The sequence below is a fragment of the Cellulomonas sp. ES6 genome, from assembly GCF_030053835.1.
In the GTDB taxonomy this organism is placed as follows: domain Bacteria; phylum Actinomycetota; class Actinomycetes; order Actinomycetales; family Cellulomonadaceae; genus Cellulomonas.
In genome coordinates this window covers 130,481-147,639 of the sequence record NZ_CP125655.1, presented here as the reverse complement: position 1 = coordinate 147,639, position 17,159 = coordinate 130,481, and the positions used below count along the sequence as shown (strand labels likewise).

15 protein-coding genes are annotated in these 17,159 nt (G+C 75.2%); 2 read left to right on the top strand and 13 right to left on the bottom strand.

Annotated elements, in window-relative coordinates:
* Window positions 1-25: 25 nt before the first annotated feature.
* The 11 genes from trpC to P9841_RS00600 all read right to left on the bottom strand — a co-directional run bounded on the left by trpC (window position 26) and on the right by P9841_RS00600 (window position 11,791).
* Complete coding sequence (gene trpC / locus P9841_RS00650; RefSeq protein ID WP_283320212.1) at window positions 26-841, bottom strand: indole-3-glycerol phosphate synthase TrpC; 816 nt, start codon at window positions 839-841, stop codon at window positions 26-28.
* Between the two features lie 140 nt (window positions 842-981).
* Window positions 982-1,461 carry a DUF2752 domain-containing protein gene (locus P9841_RS00645; protein WP_283320211.1) on the bottom strand — a complete coding sequence of 160 codons (480 nt, stop codon included), beginning with the start codon at window positions 1,459-1,461 and terminating at the stop codon, window positions 982-984.
* A gap of 6 nt (window positions 1,462-1,467) precedes the next feature.
* Window positions 1,468-1,917: a CD225/dispanin family protein gene (locus tag P9841_RS00640; protein ID WP_283320210.1), complete on the bottom strand. Its 450-nt coding sequence runs from the start codon at window positions 1,915-1,917 to the stop codon at window positions 1,468-1,470.
* A 159-nt stretch (window positions 1,918-2,076) separates the two neighbouring features.
* Window positions 2,077-2,397, bottom strand: a complete 321-nt coding sequence (locus P9841_RS00635; protein WP_283320209.1) for an HGxxPAAW family protein — start codon at window positions 2,395-2,397, stop codon at window positions 2,077-2,079.
* 59 nt (window positions 2,398-2,456) lie between these two features.
* Complete coding sequence (locus P9841_RS00630) at window positions 2,457-3,137, bottom strand: Trp biosynthesis-associated membrane protein (protein WP_283320208.1); 681 nt, start codon at window positions 3,135-3,137, stop codon at window positions 2,457-2,459.
* Entirely contained in the window at window positions 3,127-4,686 is a 1,560-nt protein-coding gene (locus tag P9841_RS00625) for an anthranilate synthase component I (protein WP_283322035.1), read from the bottom strand. Before P9841_RS00625 ends, P9841_RS00630 begins: the two co-directional genes overlap by 11 nt.
* A gap of 50 nt (window positions 4,687-4,736) precedes the next feature.
* Window positions 4,737-5,168, bottom strand: a complete 432-nt coding sequence (gene hisI / locus P9841_RS00620; RefSeq protein WP_283320207.1) for a phosphoribosyl-AMP cyclohydrolase — start codon at window positions 5,166-5,168, stop codon at window positions 4,737-4,739.
* Window positions 5,169-5,201: 33 nt separating this feature from the next.
* Complete coding sequence (locus tag P9841_RS00615; protein ID WP_283320206.1) at window positions 5,202-7,022, bottom strand: ABC transporter ATP-binding protein; 1,821 nt, start codon at window positions 7,020-7,022, stop codon at window positions 5,202-5,204.
* Entirely contained in the window at window positions 7,019-8,893 is a 1,875-nt protein-coding gene (locus tag P9841_RS00610) for an ABC transporter ATP-binding protein (RefSeq protein WP_283322034.1), read from the bottom strand. The genes P9841_RS00615 and P9841_RS00610 overlap by 4 nt, the downstream gene beginning before the upstream one ends.
* A gap of 237 nt (window positions 8,894-9,130) precedes the next feature.
* Window positions 9,131-10,618, bottom strand: coding sequence for a 30S ribosomal protein S1 (gene rpsA / locus P9841_RS00605; RefSeq protein ID WP_283320205.1), 1,488 nt, complete (start codon window positions 10,616-10,618; stop codon window positions 9,131-9,133).
* Between the two features lie 147 nt (window positions 10,619-10,765).
* Window positions 10,766-11,791, bottom strand: coding sequence for a 6-phosphofructokinase (locus P9841_RS00600; RefSeq protein ID WP_283320204.1), 1,026 nt, complete (start codon window positions 11,789-11,791; stop codon window positions 10,766-10,768).
* Window positions 11,792-11,979: 188 nt separating this feature from the next.
* On the opposite strand from P9841_RS00600, the gene P9841_RS00595 reads away from it, so the two are divergent.
* Entirely contained in the window at window positions 11,980-12,873 is an 894-nt protein-coding gene (locus P9841_RS00595) for a class I SAM-dependent methyltransferase (RefSeq protein WP_283322033.1), read from the top strand.
* Between the two features lie 161 nt (window positions 12,874-13,034).
* On the opposite strand, the gene polA is transcribed toward P9841_RS00595, so the two are convergent.
* Window positions 13,035-15,764 (bottom strand): DNA polymerase I, encoded by a 2,730-nt coding sequence (gene polA / locus P9841_RS00590; protein WP_502848164.1) that lies wholly within the window; start codon window positions 15,762-15,764, stop codon window positions 13,035-13,037.
* Here polA and P9841_RS00585 point away from each other — a divergent pair.
* Window positions 15,763-16,215: a PaaI family thioesterase gene (locus P9841_RS00585; protein ID WP_502848162.1), complete on the top strand. Its 453-nt coding sequence runs from the start codon at window positions 15,763-15,765 to the stop codon at window positions 16,213-16,215. The genes polA and P9841_RS00585 overlap by 2 nt on opposite strands.
* On the opposite strand, the gene P9841_RS00580 is transcribed toward P9841_RS00585, so the two are convergent.
* The gene (locus tag P9841_RS00580) at window positions 16,128-16,811 is read right to left on the bottom strand and encodes a GNAT family N-acetyltransferase (protein WP_283320203.1); all 684 of its coding nucleotides are present in this window, start codon (window positions 16,809-16,811) and stop codon (window positions 16,128-16,130) included. The two genes, P9841_RS00585 and P9841_RS00580, sit on opposite strands and share 88 nt — an antisense overlap.
* Window positions 16,812-17,159 lie beyond the last annotated feature (348 nt).

Below are 17,159 nucleotides of genomic sequence, written 5' to 3'. Positions count from 1 at the left end.
CTCGCTGCCGTGCTGCTGGTGCGTGTCACTGCCGGACGGCGCGCAGCGACGGGTGCGCGCCCGCCGCCACGAGGTCCGCGACCGACTGCCGCGGCGCGTCGTCCGTGACGAGCGCCTCGCCCACGAGCACCGCGTCGGCGCCCGCCCGGGCGTAGTCCATGACGTCGTGCGGTCCCCGCACGCCCGACTCCGCCACCTTGACGACGTCCGCCGGGATGGCCGGCGCGACGCGGGCGAACGTGCCGCGGTCCACGTCGAGCGTCTTGAGGTTCCGGGCGTTCACGCCGACGACGCGGGCGCCCGCGTCCACCGCGCGCAGCACCTCCTCGGTGTCGTGCACCTCGACCAGGGCGGTCATGCCGAGGGAGTGCACGCGCTCCACGAGCGAGGTCAGGACGGTCTGCTCGAGCGCCGCCACGATGAGCAGCACCAGGTCGGCGCCGTGCGCCCGCGCCTCCCACACCTGGTACGGCGTGACGACGAAGTCCTTGCGCAGCACCGGGATGTCCACCGCGGCGCGCACGTGGTCGAGGTCGGTCAGGCTGCCGTTGAACCGGCGCTGCTCGGTGAGCACCGAGATGACGGTCGCGCCGCCCTTCTCGTACTCGGCGGCGAGCGCGGCCGGGTCGGTGATCGTCGCGAGGGCGCCCTTGCTCGGGCTGGACCGCTTGACCTCGGCGATGACCGTGACGGCGTCGTCGAGCCGCAGCCGCGAGACGCAGTCCTTCGCGCCGGGCACGCGGGCGGCGCGCTCCTTGAGCACGGCCAGCGGCGTCGCGGCCTCACGCACGGCGAGGTCCTCGCGGACGCCCGCCACGATGTCGTCCAGCACGGTGCCCATCGGTCCTCATCTCCCCCGAGTCCGCGGCTGCCCGCCGCGCGGTGCCGCCCTCGCCATCGTAGGGGGCGCCGGGCACAGGGCCCGACCACGGCCCAGCCGGTGGGACGCGACGAGACCGCCGCCGTCCGCGCAGGAGCAGGTCAGGGGGCCAGCCAGGGGGCCAGCGCCGGCACGTTGCGGGCCACCCAGTAGACGAGCAGCAGGACGAGCAGGGCGTTGACGGTCCACCCGGGCAGCAGGCGCGACTTGGGGGTCCCCCGCGCCGAGCGGCGGGTCCACGCGAGCCAGCTCGCGACGAGGAACGGCAGGGCCACGACGAGCAGCGGGTTCATGCCCCACGCGCCCGCGACGTCGAGCTGCGTGAGGTCGTGCAGCGCCCGCAGCGAGCCGCACCCCGGGCAGTAGAGCCCGGTCAGCATGAGGAACGGGCAGGTCGGGTAGTGGCCCGGGCGGTTCGGGTCGACCGTCGCCAGCACCGCCAGGGCCGCGCCCGCCGCACCGGCCACGAGCAGCGGCCCCGACGCCACGCGCCGCAGCGCACCGCCCTGGGGCGACGTGCTGCGGCGCGGGTCGGCGTGCGCCGACCCGACGGCGTCGGGAAGCTGCCGGTCGGTGACCACGGTGGCTCAGTACGACGAGGTGAAGTCCGTGCTGAGGACGCCGGCGAAGATCAGGATCCCGTACAGGATCGTGAACACCAGGCCTGCGACGACGCTCCAGATCGCCCACTGCTTGGCCTTGCGGGCGGACTCGAGAGCACCGGCCTGGTCACCGGCGTTCCACTTCGTGTTGACCTGCGAGGCGAAGACGATCGACACGATGCCCAGCGGGATGCAGCACAGCACCGTCGCGAGGATCGAGAAGACGAGGTAGTTCTGCGGCGGTGCGGCGTAGCCCTGCTGCCCGTAGCCCGCGGGCTGGCCGTACGCGCCGGGCTGGCCGTAGCCGCCCGCCGGGTCGCTGGACGAGTACTGGCCGTACTGCGGGATGCCGCCGGGCGTGCCGCCGGGCTGCTGGCCGGAGCCGTCGCCCTCGGGGTGGGAGTACGGGTCCTGCGGCTGGTTGGGCGTCGACATGGCGCTCCTGTCGTGGTGGTCCGTCGGTGGATCGTTCGCGTCTGCGCAGATGAGCGCTCTCAGCGGCCCCTCAGGTGTACCGGAGCCGGGGGCCGCCGTCCAGCGGTGGGATCCCCGTGCGCCCAGGTTCAGCCGGACGGCTCCGACCCGCGCGACGCGTCAGTGCCCGCCGGTGCGGCGCTGCTTCTCCAGCGTGTGCCGGCCGCCCTGGCCGTAGCCCGCGACCTGCAGGACCTTGCCGACCACGACGCCGCCGAGCGCGACGCCCATGCCGACCCAGAACAGCCAGACCTGCCCGACGATCATGCCGAGCGCGGCCGCCACGGCGCCGACGAGCACGATGACGGTGGTCGTCCACGCGGCCGTGGTGTGGCCGTGGTTCGTGGGGGGCGCCGACGGCGGCAGCCGCAGCGTCTCGGAACCCGGGGACTGCGGGGCACCGGTCACGACACCGGGGGAACGGACCGACTGCTCGACCATCGTGGCAACACACCTTTCATGACGTGGTGTCGTCACCCTAGCGGACGCGCGGGCGCCGCTCAGGTCGGGTCGTCGCCCCGGCTCAGCGCGTCCCAGGTGCTGCGCTCGTCCGCGGTCGGCGTGCCGTCGGTGCCCGCGGCGGCGACGGGACGGGAGGTCCCGGCGCCCGGGGTGCCGGCCTCGACGGCACCGCCCCCACCGCCGGCCCGTGCGGCGCGCTCGTGGCGGTCGGACGGTGCCGCCCACCGGCCCGACGCGACGGCGAGCCACGCCGCGGCGGCGACGGCGAGCAGCCCCACGGCGGCGGCGACGACGGGCCAGGCGCCCACGACGGCCTCGCCCGCCAGGGTCGCCACGCCCGTCGCGTCGGCCGCGGCCCGCTCCGCCACGGACCGGGCCCCGCTGCGTGCCGCCAGCGCCGAGGCGGTGACGAGCACGCCGGCGGCGGCCACGACGGCGACGACCACCCAGCGCCCCACCCGGCCGACGAGCCCCACCGCACCGGCCGCCGCGAGGAGCACCAGCGCGCCGGCGACGATCCCCGGCGCAGCGGCCGAGCCGCGCACGGTGACCGCGACCGGCTCACCGAGCGCGTCGGCCCCCTCGGCCGTCACCCACGCGGGCAGCGTCACGACCCCGGCCAGCCCGGCGAGCACCAGCAGCGCGAGCACCGCCCGGCCACGACCGGCGGCGGCGCGCCGCCGGGGCGCCGCCCCTGCCGCGGCGTCCTCAGCCGCCATGCCGTCCCGCCCCGCGCAGGCGCGACGCGATCTGCACCGCCCGGACGGCGGCCGCCGCCTTGTCGCGCGACTCCCGGTACTCGGTCTCCGGCACCGAGTCGGCGACGATGCCCGCGCCCGCCTGCACGCTGGCGCGGCCGTCGCGGATGAGCGCCGTCCGGATCGCGATGGCCATGTCCATGTCGCCGGCCAGGTCGAAGTAGCCGACCGTGCCGCCGTAGATCCCGCGGCGCGCCGGCTCGATCTCGTCGATCAGGGCGATCGCCCGCGGCTTCGGGGCCCCCGAGAGCGTCCCGGCCGGGAACGTCGCGGTCAGCGCGCCCAGCGCCGTCGCGCCGGCACGCAGCCGCCCGACGACCGTCGAGCAGATGTGCATGATGTGGCTGAAGCGGCGGACCTCCATGAACTCCACCACCTCGACGGTCGCGGGCTCGCACACCTTGACCAGGTCGTTGCGCGCCAGGTCGACGAGCATGAGGTGCTCCGCGCGCTCCTTCGGGTCCGCGAGCAGCGCGTCGTGCAGCTCCCGGTCCTCCTCCGGGGTGGCCCCGCGCGGCCGGGACCCGGCGATGGGGAACGTCGTGACGTGCCCCTCGGTGACCTTCACCAGCGTCTCCGGGCTCGACCCGACCACCGCGAAGTCGCGGCCGTGGGCGTCCTGGAGCTGGAGGTAGTACATGTACGGGCTCGGGTTCACCGTGCGCAGCACGCGGTACACGTCGAGCGGGTCGGCGGGGCAGTCGAGGTCGAGGCGCTGGGACAGCACGACCTGGAACACCTCGCCGTCGCGGATCGCCTCCTTGCCGGTGAGGACGGCCCGCTCGTACTCCTCGGCGGTGGAGCGGAACTCGAGCTCCGGCACCGGTGCGTCCCCGAGCTCAGCCGCCGCGGGCGCCGCGGGACGCAGCAGGGCCTCCTGCATCGCGTCGAGCCGCGCCACCGCGTCGGCGTGCGCCTCGTCCACGCGCTCGTCGGTGCCGTCGAAGTTGATCGCGTTCGCGATCAGCCACACGGAGCCGTCCCGGTGGTCGGTGACCGCGAGGTCGGTGGCCAGGCACAGGGTGAGCTCGGGCACGCCGAGCTCGTCCGGAGCCGCGGCCGGCAGCGTCGGCTCCCAGTGCCGCACCACGTCCCACCCGAGCGCGCCGACGAGACCGCCCGTCAGCGGGGGCAGCCCCGGCACGGCGGGCGTGCGCAGCACCTCGAGCGTGCCGCCGAGCACCTCCAGCGGGTCCCCGTCGGTCGGCACGCCCGCAGGCACGTCACCGGTCCACACCGCGCGGCCGTCGCGGACGCTGAGCGTCGCCCGGGACCGCACGCCGACGAACGACCAGCGCGACCAGGTGCCGTCCTGCTCCGCCGACTCCAGCACGAACGTGCCCGGCCGGCCGGCCGCGAGCGTGCGGTACAGACCGACCGGCGTGGTGTCGTCGGCCAGCAGCCGGCGCACCACGGGGATGACGCGGCGGTCGGCGGCGCGGGTGCGGAACTCGTCGAGGTGGGGCCACGTGGCGCCCCACGGGACCTCGACGGGCGCCTCGGCCGGCACCGGCGGCGTGCCGGGCGACGTCGGGAGCGGCTGCGCGGCTGCCGGCGCGGTCACGCCGCACCCCCGGCGGTCGCGACCGGGCGCTCCCCCACGACGGCGGCCAGCGGGCCGCCCGCCTCGAAGCACGTCCGTGCCCCCGTGTGGCAGGCCGCGCCGACCTGGTCGACGCGGACCAGCAGGGCGTCGCCGTCGCAGTCCAGCGCGACCGACTTCACGTACTGGGCGTGACCGGACGTGTCGCCCTTGCGCCAGTACTCCTGCCGCGAGCGGCTCCAGAACGTGACGCGGCCGGTCGTGAGCGTCCGGTGCAGCGCCTCGTCGTCCATCCAGCCGACCATGAGGACGTCGCCGGTGTCGTGCTGCTGCACCACGGCGGCGACCAGGCCGGCCGGGTCACGGCTCAGCCGGGCGGCGACGGCGGGGTCGAGCGCGGACGGCCGCGCGGGCGAGCGGGAGGTGTCGGGAGCAGGGTGCTGTGCCACCGGGCGATCCTCCCACGAGCGCGCGGGCGGCGGTCAGCGCGTCTGCGAGACCCACGCCCGGTGCATCGCCGCGTACACGCCGTCCCGGGCCACGAGCTGCTCGTGCGGCCCGACCTCCACGACCCGGCCGGCGTCCACGACCACGACGAGGTCGGCGGCCTCCGCGGTGGACAGCCGGTGCGCGATGGTGATCGTGCTGCGGCCGCTGGTGAGCGAGTCCAGGGCGCGTGCGATGCGGACCTCCGTCGCCGGGTCGACCGCCGAGGTCGCCTCGTCGAGCACCAGGAGGTCGGCGTCCGCCAGGTACGCCCGGGTGAGCGCGACGAGCTGCCGCTCCCCCGCGGACAGCGCCTCGCCGCGCTGCCCGACGGGCGTGTCGAGGCCCGACGGCAGCTCCTGCGCCCAGTCCGCGATCCCGAGCTCCTCGAGCGCGGCGCGCAGCTGCGGCTCGGCGGCGGCGCGGTCGGGCGTCGCGCCGTCCGGGCCGGGGCGCAGGCCGTACAGCAGGTTGTCCGCGAGGGTGCTGTCGAACAGGAACCCCTCCTGCGGCACCATCACCACGCGGCGGCGCAGGTGGTCGGTGCTGACGGTGCGCAGGTCGGCGCCGTCGAGCAGCACCGCACCGGACGTCGGGTCCATGAGCCGCGTGACGAGCTTGGCGATCGTCGTCTTGCCCGAGCCCGTCGCCCCGACGACGGCCACCGAGCGGCCCGCGGGCAGGCTCAGGTCGACGTCGTGCAGCACGGGCGGGCCGCCGGGGTACGCGAAGCCGACGCCCCGCAGCTCGACCTGCGCGGGGCCGCGCTGCGACGGGACGCCGCGCGGGCCGGGGTCGGCCACCTGCACGGGCGTGTCGATGATGCCCAGCACGCGCCGCCACCCGGCGACCGCGTTCTGGAGCTCGTTCAGCACCTCGGTGGCCTGCTGCACCGGGCCGGTGAACAGCTGGACGAGGAACAGGAACGCCAGCAGGCGCCCGACGCTCAGGTCGCCGGCCGCGCCCAGCGCGGTGCCCGCCACGACGACGACCGCCAGCACGAGGTTCGCCACCAGCACGCCGGAGGAGAACACGACCGCGACGGTGTTCTGCGCCCGCACCATCGCGTCGCGCGTGGCGTCGATGCGGCCGTCGACCGTGCGCTGCACGCGGCGCTGCACCCCGTAGGCGCGGATGGTCTCGGCACCGACGACGGCCTCCGACACGGCGCCGAGCATGGCTCCGACCCGCTCGCGCACCCGCGTGTACGCCACGTTCACCCGGCGCTGCAGGGGCCGCAGGGCCAGCGCCAGCGGGCCGAAGCAGAGCCACACGAGCACGGTGAGCTGCCACGAGTACACGGCCATGAGGGCCGTCGCCACCGCGACCTGGAGGGTGGAGACGAGCAGCATGATGCCGCCCCACTGCACGAACATCGAGATCGTGTCGACGTCCGACGTCACGCGGGACACGAGCGAGCCGCGGCGCTCGGTGTTCTGCGTGAGCACCGACAGGTCGTGCACGTGCCGGAACGCCCGGACCCGCAGCTGGGCGAGCCCGGCCTCCGACGCGCGGAACAGGCGCACGTTGACGAGGGCGGAGCAGAGCCCGCCGGCGAGCAGCGCGACCGCGGCGAGCGTCACGAGCGTGACGACCCGGCGCACGTCCGGACCGCCCTCGGCGAGGATGCCCGTGTCCATGACCTGCTGCACGGCGACCGGCACGACGACCTTGCCCGCGGCGGCCAGCACCGCGAGCACGAACGTCAGCCACAGCCCCTGCACGAGCTGCGGCGACACCTGCACGCCGCGCCGCAGGGTGCCGAGCACTCCGAGCTGCGCGCCGCCTCCGAGCGCGTCGGCCTGCGGCGCGGTCATCGGACCTCCTCCTCGTCCTGCTCCTCCACCACGAGCAGCTCGGTCTCGAGCTCCTCCTCGGCCTCCTCGGCCTCGAGCTCCGCCTCCAGGGCCTCGGCGCGGCGGGCCGCGCGGCGCTCCGACTCCTGCTCGTACGCGGTCGCCAGCTCCCGGTACCCCGGGTCGCGGGCGAGCAGCTCCGCGTGCGTCCCCCGGTCGACGACCCGGCCGCCCGCGACGTGCACGACCTCGTCCGCCAGCAGCACCGACGACATCCGGTACGCGACGAGCAGCACCGTCGGGCCGCCCGCCGCGCCCCCGGTGTGCTCCCGCAGCCCCGTGAGGATCCCCTGCTCCACGCGCGGGTCGACGGCCGACGTCGCGTCGTCCAGCACGAGCAGCCGCGGGCGCCGGACCAGCGCCCGCGCGATCGCCAGCCGCTGCCGCTGCCCGCCGGACAGGTTCGACCCGCGCTCGCCGAGCGGGGCGTCGAGCCCGCCCGGGAGGTCCTTGACGACGCCGTCGACCCGCGCGAGCCGCAGGGCCGCCCAGACCTCGTCGTCGCCGGGCGCGTCCGGGTCGTCCGCGTCGCACAGCGTGACGTTGCCGCGCACGGTGTCCTCGAACACGAAGGTCTGCTGGCCGACCAGGACCACCTGCGCCGTGAGGTCGCCGGGCACGAGGTCGCGCACGTCCGTGCCGTCGACCTCCACGGTGCCCGAGGTCGGGTCGGTCAGCCGCGCGACCAGCGACACGAGCGTCGTCTTGCCCGCACCGGTCGGCCCGACCACCGCGACCACGCGCCCGGGCGCCACGTCGAGGTCGACGTCGCGCAGCAGGTCGACCGGCCCGTCCGGCCCCGGCACCCGCACGCCGACCCCGGACATCCGCAGCGACGCGCCCTGCGGCGCCCGCGCGAGGGGGCGCGTCCCGGGGAGCAGCTCGCCCTCGGCGTCGACGACCCGCGCGACGCGGTCGTGGCCGACGAGCGCCCGCGGGAGCTCCCCGAGCACCCACCCGAACGCGCGCACCGGGACGGCCATGAGCGTCAGCAGGTAGGCGGCGGCCACGACGTCCCCGGTCTGCACCGCCCCGGCCGCGACGCGCTGGACGCCCACGAGCAGCACCAGCAGCGTGCCGACGCCGGGCAGCATGTCGATCACCGGGTCGAAGTAGGCCCGGACCACGCCGACGCGGACGTTCGCCGCCCGCAGCCGGTCGGCGCGCTCGGCGAACCGGCGCTCCTCCCGGTCCTCCGTGCCGAGGGACTTCACGAGCAGCGCCGCCTCGAAGCTCTCGTGCGCGATGTCCGCGACCTCGGCCCGCAGCTGCTGCGCGCGCGTCGCGGCCGGCGACATCCGCCGCTGGAACACGAGGTTCGCGAGCACCGCCACCGGCAGCACCACGAGCGCCGCCACCGCCAGCCACACGTCCGTCGCCAGCAGCGCGACGGCCGCGACGCCGATCATCACGACGACACCCAGCGCGAACGGCAGGGGGTTGAACACACCGGTCGCGGCCTCGACGTCCGCCGACGCGTTGGACAGCAGCTGGCCGGTGGGGTGCTGCCGGTGCCACGTCATGGGCAGGCGGAGGTACTGCCGGGTCACGGCGCGCCGGTGCATCGCCTGCTGGTCGGCCACGCCCATGCCCGCGAAGATGCGCCGACCCGCGACCGCCGCCGCGAGCGAGACCGCCACGAGCGCGAGCACGCCGCCCGCCAGCCAGATGCGGCCCCGGGCGACCGGGTCGCCGTCGAGCGCCGGCACCACCACGGTGTCCGTCGCCCACCCGAGCACGCGGCTCACCGCGACCGTCAGCGCGCCGAAGGCGGCCGACGTGCTGATGGCCAGCACGTACGTGCGCGGCTGCGACGCGATGCCGCGGCCCATGAGCAGCAGGGAGCGCCGCAGGACCGAGCCGGTGAGCGTCGCCGGGCGGGGCGTGGTGGAGCGGGCAGGCACAGCTCAGCCTCTCGGGAAGGGGTGGTGGGCGGCGGGATCGATCCTCTCACGCAGCACCGACACCCGGCCCGGGGCGGGACCGGGTGCGGGAACGCCGACGGGCCGGCCACCCGCAGGTGGCCGGCCCGTCGGACCGGTGGCCGGGCTGGACGCCCGGCGGTCGGCTCAGTTGCCGGTGAGCTTCTCGCGCAGCGCGGCGAGCGCCTCGTCCGACGCCAGTGTGCCGGTCGCCTCCTGGGCCGGGGCCGAGGAGTAGGACGACGAACCGCCGGCCGGGGCCGAGGAGGAGGACGACGAGCCCTCCGACGCGGCCTCCGCGTCGGCCTGGACGGCGTCCAGGACCTGCTTGCGGTGCGCCTCCCAGCGCTCGTGGGCCTTGGCGTACTGCGCCTCCCAGGCCTCGCGCTGGGTCTCGTAGCCCTCGAGCCACTCGTTGGTCGCCGGGTCGAAGCCCTCGGGGTACTTGTAGTTCCCCTCCTCGTCGTACTCGGCCGCCATGCCGTACAGCGCGGGGTCGAAGTCCTCGGAGGTCGGGTCGAAGCCCTCGTTCGCCTGCTTGAGCGACAGCGAGATGCGGCGGCGCTCCAGGTCGATGTCGATGACCTTGACGAACACGTCGTCGCCGACCTGCACGACCTGCTCCGGGATCTCGACGTGGCGCACGGCCAGCTCCGAGATGTGCACCAGGCCCTCGATGCCGTCCTCGACGCGCACGAACGCACCGAACGGGACGAGCTTGGTGACCTTGCCGGGGACGACCTGGCCGATGGCGTGCGTCCGGGCGAACGCCTGCCACGGGTCCTCCTGCGTCGCCTTCAGCGACAGCGAGACCCGCTCGCGGTCGAAGTCGACGTCCAGGACCTCGACCGTGACCTCCTGGCCGACCTCGACGACCTCGGACGGGTGGTCGATGTGCTTCCAGGACAGCTCGGAGACGTGCACGAGCCCGTCCACGCCGCCCAGGTCGACGAACGCACCGAAGTTGACGATCGAGGACACGACACCGGGGCGCACCTGGCCCTTCTGCAGGGTCTGCAGGAAGGTGGAGCGGACCTCGGACTGCGTCTGCTCGAGCCACGCGCGGCGCGACAGGACCACGTTGTTGCGGTTCTTGTCGAGCTCGATGATCTTCGCCTCGATCTCCTTGCCGACGTACGGCTGGAGGTCGCGGACGCGACGCATCTCCACCAGGGAGGCGGGCAGGAAGCCGCGGAGGCCGATGTCGAGGATGAGGCCACCCTTGACCACCTCGATGACGGTGCCGGTGACGACGCCGTCCTCCTCCTTGATCTTCTCGATCGTGCCCCAGGCGCGCTCGTACTGGGCGCGCTTCTTGGACAGGATCAGCCGGCCTTCCTTGTCCTCCTTCTGGAGGACGAGGGCCTCGACCTCGTCACCGACCTTGACGACCTCGCCCGGGTCCACGTCGTGCTTGATGGACAGCTCGCGGGACGGGATGACGCCCTCGGTCTTGTAGCCGATGTCGAGCAGGACCTCGTCGCGGTCGACCTTGACGATGGTGCCCTCGACGATGTCACCGTCGTTGAAGTACTTGATGGTGGCGTCGACGGCGGCGAGGAAGTCCTCGGCCGAGCCGATGTCGTTGACCGCGACCTGCGGGGTGCCGGGCTTGGCGGGGGTGGAGATGCTCATGTAGGGATGGGCTCCGATGCGGACAGTTGTCGTGCGGACAGGGATTCGACGGCGCGGCGGCCCCTCGGGGCGACCCCGGGAGGTCGCGGCAGGGCACGCCACACCGCCGAATACCTTACCGGTCGCGGTGACGGCCGGTCAAAGCGATCAGGCCAGGGCCCGGGCCACCCGCAGGAGGTCCGCCGGCACGTGCTTGACCTTGCCCGCGATCTCGGGCAGCGGCACCAGGACGACCTCCTCGCCGCGCAGCGCGGTCATCACGTTGGACTCCCCGCGGCTGATCGCGTCGATGGCCGCCACGCCGAAGCGGCTGCCGAGGATCCGGTCCGCCGGGACGGGGCTGCCGCCGCGCTGCACGTGCCCGAGGACGGTCACGCGCGTGTCGAAGCCGGTGCGCTGCTCGATCTCCGCCTTGACCCGCTCGCCGATGGCGCCCGCGACGATCTCGCCGAACTGGCCGACCGGCGCCTCGTAGGACATCGACGTGCCCTCGGCGGGCACCGCGCCCTCCGCCACGACGACGATCGAGAAGTTCGCGTGCGCGCGGTGCCGGTGCTTGAGGAACTTGATGACCGCGTCGATGTCGAACGGCTCCTCCGGCGCGAGGACGACCTCGGCCCCGCCGGCGATGCCCGACGTGACCGCGATCCACCCGGCGTGCCGGCCCATGACCTCGACGATCATGACGCGGTTGTGCGACTCGGCCGTCGTGTGGACCCGGTCCAGGGCCTCCGTGGCGATCTCCACGGCCGTGTCGAAGCCGATCGACCGGTCGGTCCCCCACACGTCGTTGTCGATCGTCTTGGGGATCGCGACGATCTTGACGCCGGCCTCGGCCACCTTCGACGCCGCGTGCAGGGTGCCGTCGCCGCCGATGCAGATGAGGGCCTCGATGCGCTCCGCCTCGAGCGTCGCCAGCACACCGTCCATGCCGCCGTTCGAGGCGTGCGGGTGGTACCGGGCCGTGCCGAGCAGCGTGCCGCCGATCGGCAGGACGTTGCGGATGTGGTTGCGGGTGAGCGGCACGATGTCGCCGTCGACGACGCCGCGCCAGCCGTTGCGGAACCCGATGATCGAGTGCCCGTACTCCCCCTCGCCGCGCTTGACCACGGCCCGGATCGCGGCGTTCAGGCCGGGGACGTCGCCGCCGCCGGTGAGCAGTCCGACTCGCACGCTGAGGTCTCCTTCATCCAGGGGGTGGGGGTGGGCCGCAGCTCCGTCGCGCGACGCGACCAGGCTATCCGTACCCGGTCCGCGGCCGTGAGCCGGAGGTCCCGGGGCACTACGGTCGGGGGGTGACCAGCCAGGAGCAGCCCGGCAGCCGGGACGCGGGTCCGGGCGGCGCGCCGGCCCCGGGCCCGCTGGCGTCCGCCGGCTACGTCGACGTCCCCGCGGGCGCCGTCGAGGGCGCGGGCCGTCGCTGGTGGGACGCGAACGCCGGCGAGTACCTCGACGAGCACGGGTCGTTCCTCGGCGACGCCGACTTCGTGTGGTGCCCGGAGGGGCTGCGCGAGGCGGACGCGCGGCTGCTCGGCGACGTCGCCGGGCGACGGGTGCTCGAGGTCGGGGCGGGCGCGGCGCAGTGCTCGCGCTGGCTCGCCGCGCACGGGGCGCTGGCGGTGGCGACCGACGTCTCCGGCGGGATGCTGCGGGCCGCCGCGCGGCTGGACCGGGCCGACCGGGTCGCGGGCGGCGGCGCGGGCGGCGGCGCGGGTGCCGGTGAGCGGGCCGCGTCCGGTGCGGGCCGGCTCTCCGACGCCGGGCCGGTCGACGGCGCGCGCACCCCGGTGCCGCTCGTCCAGGCCGACGCGCGGGCGCTGCCGTTCCCGGACGCGTCGTTCGACGCCGTGTTCACCGCCTACGGCGCGATCCCGTTCGTCCCCGACGCCGCTCGGGTCCACGCCGAGGCGGCCCGGGTGCTGCGGCCGGGCGGCCGGTGGGTGTGCTCGGTGACGCACCCCGTGCGGTGGGCGTTCCCCGACGACCCGGGCCCGCGGGGCCTGACCGCGGACCGCTCGTACTTCGACCGGCGGCCCTACGTGGAGCAGGACGACCAGGGGCGCGTGCTGTACGCGGAGTACCACCGGACCGTCGGGGACCACGTGGCCGACGTCGTCGCGGCCGGCCTGGTGCTGGACGCGCTGGTCGAGCCCGCCTGGCCCGAGGGGCACGACCGGACGTGGGGCGGCTGGAGCCCGCTGCGCGGCGCGCACCTGCCCGGCACGCTGATCCTCGTGGCGCACCGCCCGGCCTGACCGCCGCCGGCCGGGTGCCGACGCAACCGGCGAGGTCGTCACCTGCGGCCGAGGTCGTGCGTCCCACCTGACGACCTCGGCCCGAGGTGACGACCTCGGGCCTGGAGGACGACCTCGACGCGGGCCGGGGGTGGGGGCGCGGTGGGGCAGGGGGGCGTGGGTCAGTGGCCGGCGGCGTGCCAGCTCGGGCCGACGCCGACCGACACGTCCAGGGGCACGTCGAGCGCGTACGCCGAACCCATCTGCGCGCGTACCAGCGCCTCGACGGCCTCGCGCTCGCCGGGCGCGACCTCGAGCACGAGCTCGTCGTGCACCTGGAGCAGCAGCCGGGAGGCGAGCCCCTGGGCGTCGAGCTCCCGCTGCACGCCGAGCATCGCCAGCTTGATGATGTCGGCCGCGCTGCCCTGGATGGGCGCGTTGAGCGCCATGCGCTCGGCGGCCTCCCGGCGGATCCGGTTGTCGCTCGTCAGGTCCGGCAGGTAGCGGCGCCGGCCGAGGATCGTCGCGGTGTAGCCGGTCGCCCGCGCCTCGTCGGCCACACCGGACAGGTAGTCGCGCACGCCGCCGAACCGCGAGAAGTAGTCCCGCATGAGCGCCGACGCCTCGGCGACGTCGATCTTGAGCTGCTGCGACAGGCCGTACGACGACAGGCCGTACGCCAGGCCGTAGGACATCGCCTTGATCTTGGAACGCTGCGCGCTGCTCACCTGGTCGGTCGGCACGCCGAACACCCGGGAGCCGACGTAGGAGTGCAGGTCCTCCCCCGCGGTGAACGCCTCGATGAGCCCGGCGTCGCCGGACAGGTGCGCCATGATCCGCATCTCGATCTGCGAGTAGTCGGCCGTCAGCAGCGTCTCGTAGCCCGCGCCGACCACGAACGCCCGGCGGATCTGCCGGCCGGCCTCGGTGCGGATCGGGATGTTCTGCAGGTTCGGGTCCGTGGACGACAGCCGCCCGGTCGCCGCGATCGTCTGCTGGAACGTCGTGTGGATCCGCCCGTCGGGTGCGACGGACCGCAGCAGGCCCTCGACGGTCTGCCGGAGCCGGATCGCGTCGCGGTGCGCGAGCAGGTGCTCGAGGAACGGGTGGCCGGTGCGGGCGAACAGGTCCGCCAGCGCGTTGGCGTCGGTCGTGTAGCCGGTCTTGATCTTCTTGGTCTTCGGCATCTCGAGCTGGTCGAACAGCACCTCCTGGAGCTGCTTCGGCGAGCCGAGGTTCACCTCCCGCCCGATGACGTCGTACGCCTCGGCGGCGGCGCGCTGCACCGCGGTGTCGTACTCCTTCTCGAGCGCCGAGAGGTACTCGGCGTCGGCGGCGATGCCGACGTGCTCCATGCGCTCCAGCACGCCCTCGAGCGGCAGCTCGACGTCGCGCAGCAGGTGGTCGGCCCCGCGGTCCGCGAGCTGCCCGCCGAGCACGTCGACGAGGTCCAGCACCGCCGCCGCGCGGACGGCGCCGCGGGCACCCTCCTGCGAGCCCTCCAGGTCGAGGTCGAGCGCGCCCTGGCCGGAGTCGTCCGCCACCGCGCCGAGCTCGCGCCGCAGGTAGCCGATCGCGAGGTCCGACAGGTCGTAGCCGCGGCGGTCCGGCTGCAGCAGGTACGCCCCCAGCTCGGTGTCGAACTCGACGCCCTCGAGCGCGAACCCGCGGCCGGCCAGCGCGTGCCAGGCCTCCTTCGCGGCGTGCAGCACCTTCGGCTGCGCGGGGTCCGCCAGCCAGGCGCCGAGCGCCGCCTCGTCCTCCGGGGCGATCTGCGCCAGGTCGTACGCCACGGCCTCGTCGCCGACGACCAGGGCGATCCCCCACGCGTCGCCGCCCGCCGGGGACGCCGAGCCCTGCACGTCGACCGCGGTGCGCGCGCCGGCGTGCCGCTCGAGCCACGCGGCCAGCCCGCCGTCCACCGGCGTGACCATCCCGGGGCCCTCGGACGGGCCCGCGACGTCGCTCGCCCCGTCGCCCTCGCCCGGCAGCATCGCGAACAGCCGGTCCCGCAGGGTCCGGAACTCGAGCTCGTCGAGGATGGTGTGCAGCGCCTCGCGGTCCCACGGGCGCGCGGCCAGGTCCTCCGGGCCGAGCGGCAGCTCCAGGTCGTCCAGCAGGCGGTTGAGCTGGCGGTTGAGCAGCACCTGGTCGAGGTGCGCGCGCAGCGACTCCCCCGCCTTGCCGGTGATCTGGTCGACGTGGGCGACGACGCCCTGCAGGCCGTCGTACGTCGTGATCCACTTCGCGGCCGTCTTCGGCCCGACGCCCGGCACACCCGGGAGGTTGTCGGAGGACTCCCCGACCAGCGCCGCGACGTCGGGGTACCGGGACGGCGGCACGGCGTACTTGGCCTCGACCGCCTCGGGCGTCATCCGCGCGAGCTCGGACACGCCCTTGACGGGGTAGAGCACGGTGACCCGCTCGTTGACGAGCTGGAGCGAGTCGCGGTCGCCGGAGCAGATGAGCACGTCCATGCCCTCGGCCGCGCCCTGGCGCGCGAGCGTCGCGAGGATGTCGTCGGCCTCGAACCCGGGCTTGTCGAGCGTCGGGATGTGCATGGTCGCCAGGACCTGCTTGATGACGTCGACCTGCCCGCGGAACGGCTCCGGGGAGGCCGAGCGGTTGGCCTTGTACTCCTCGTACTGCTCGGTGCGGAACGTCGTGCGGCCGGCGTCGAACGCCACCGCGACGTGCGTCGGCTCCTCGTCCCGCAGCAGGTTGGCGAGCATCGACACGAACCCGAACACCGCGTTGGTGGGCTGCCCGGTCGAGGTGGCGAACTTGTCCACCGGGAGGGCGAAGAAGGCCCGGTACGCCATCGAGTGGCCGTCGACCAGGAGCAGTCGTGCGGGCTGCCCGCCGGCGGGGAGTCGCGTCGCGTCAGTCACGGGTGCCAACCTATCGGGCATGTCCGACACCGGCCCGCACCCCACCGACGCCCCCGAGACCACCGGCGCCCCCGGCGACCCCGGCCTCGCCTTCCCGCCCGGCACGCTCATGGAGCGCCTCGGCATGACGCTGCTGGAGGTGACGCCGCAGCGCGCCGTCGGGACGCTGCCGGTCGCCGGCAACGTGCAGCCCTACGGCCTGCTCCACGGCGGGGCGTCGGCGGTGCTGGCCGAGACCCTCGGCTCGTACGCCGCCGCCGCGCACGCGGGTCCCGGGCGGCGCGCCGTGGGCATCGAGCTGAGCTGCACGCACCACCGGTCGGCGACCGAGGGCGTGGTCACGGGCACCGCGACCGCCGTGCACCTCGGCGGGCGGGTGGCGACCTACGACGTCGTGGTCGAGGACCCGCGCGGCCGGCGGATCTGCTCCGCGCGGCTGACCTGCATGCTGATCGACGACCGGCCGGTCTGAGCCACCGCGGCCTCCGCCGGCGTCGCCGCCCGGCCGGCCCGGGCCCGGCGCCGGCGCGCGATGAGGTCGTCCAGCCCGACGCGCGCGCTGCGGCGGGCGGGGGCGTCCGCGACGAGCCGGCGCTGCAGCGCCTCGGTGCTGGCCACGCGGTGGGCCGCCGCCGGGGCGAACCCCAGGCGGGCGAGGAACCGCAGCATCCCGCGCGCGCCCGGCAGCGGCACCGCGAGCACGTCCGCGGCACCGGCCCGCTGCGCCTCCTCGACCACGGCGCCGAGCAGCGCGTGACCCACGCCGCGGCGGCGCGCGCCCTCGGCGACGTAGACCGCCTCGATCGACACGGCCACCTCGTCGGTGAACAGGCTCGGCCCGACGATGCGGGCGAGGGCCAGGCCGCAGACCTCGCCGTCCAGCAGGCCGACGAGCCCGCACGCCCCGGGCTCGCCCACGAGCGCGCCGATCTGGTGCCGCAGCCGGTCCGCGTCGTCCGTGCAGAGCTGCGCGCCCACCACCGACTCCGCGCGGGCGGCGAGGCTCAGGGCGACGAGGACGTCGAGGTCCTCGGGTCGGGCAGGGCGCACGGCGACGGGTGACGGCACGGCGACCTCCTCCTCGGCACTCGGACGGGGCGACGACAACGATGTCGTCGCGAGCCTGCTGCACCCCCTGCGGCAGCCCGATCATGGCCCACGACCGCCCGTTCTGCCTAGTCGCCCCCGGCAGCGGTCCCGGCGTCCGTCCGCGAACGGCCTGGTCAGCACGCCGGGCCGTGAACCGGCTCACACGCCCGGGTGAACGGCCCTCCGGAGGAGCGGGACGGCCGGCCGCGCACCGGCGCCCGCCCGGCGCCCGCAGGCCGCGAACGCCTCGAACACGCCCGTAATCATCCGGAAACTATTGCTCCCTACTGTCGCGCCAACTCACGGAGAGCAGAACGTGACGCGCCC

Excerpts from the sequence above, each read along its gene's own strand:
- polA (WP_502848164.1), bottom strand. The coding sequence starts at position 15,764 with ATGCCCGATAGGTTGGCACCCGTGACTGACGCGACGCGACTCCCCGCC.
- P9841_RS00635 (WP_283320209.1), bottom strand. The coding sequence starts at position 2,397 with ATGGTCGAGCAGTCGGTCCGTTCCCCCGGTGTCGTGACCGGTGCCCCG.
- rpsA (WP_283320205.1), bottom strand. The coding sequence starts at position 10,618 with ATGAGCATCTCCACCCCCGCCAAGCCCGGCACCCCGCAGGTCGCGGTC.
- P9841_RS00585 (WP_502848162.1), top strand. The coding sequence starts at position 15,763 with ATGTCCGACACCGGCCCGCACCCCACCGACGCCCCCGAGACCACCGGC.
- trpC (WP_283320212.1), bottom strand. The coding sequence starts at position 841 with ATGGGCACCGTGCTGGACGACATCGTGGCGGGCGTCCGCGAGGACCTC.
- P9841_RS00630 (WP_283320208.1), bottom strand. The coding sequence starts at position 3,137 with ATGGCGGCTGAGGACGCCGCGGCAGGGGCGGCGCCCCGGCGGCGCGCC.
- P9841_RS00610 (WP_283322034.1), bottom strand. The coding sequence starts at position 8,893 with ATGGGCCGCGGCATCGCGTCGCAGCCGCGCACGTACGTGCTGGCCATC.
- P9841_RS00615 (WP_283320206.1), bottom strand. The coding sequence starts at position 7,022 with ATGACCGCGCCGCAGGCCGACGCGCTCGGAGGCGGCGCGCAGCTCGGA.
- P9841_RS00640 (WP_283320210.1), bottom strand. The coding sequence starts at position 1,917 with ATGTCGACGCCCAACCAGCCGCAGGACCCGTACTCCCACCCCGAGGGC.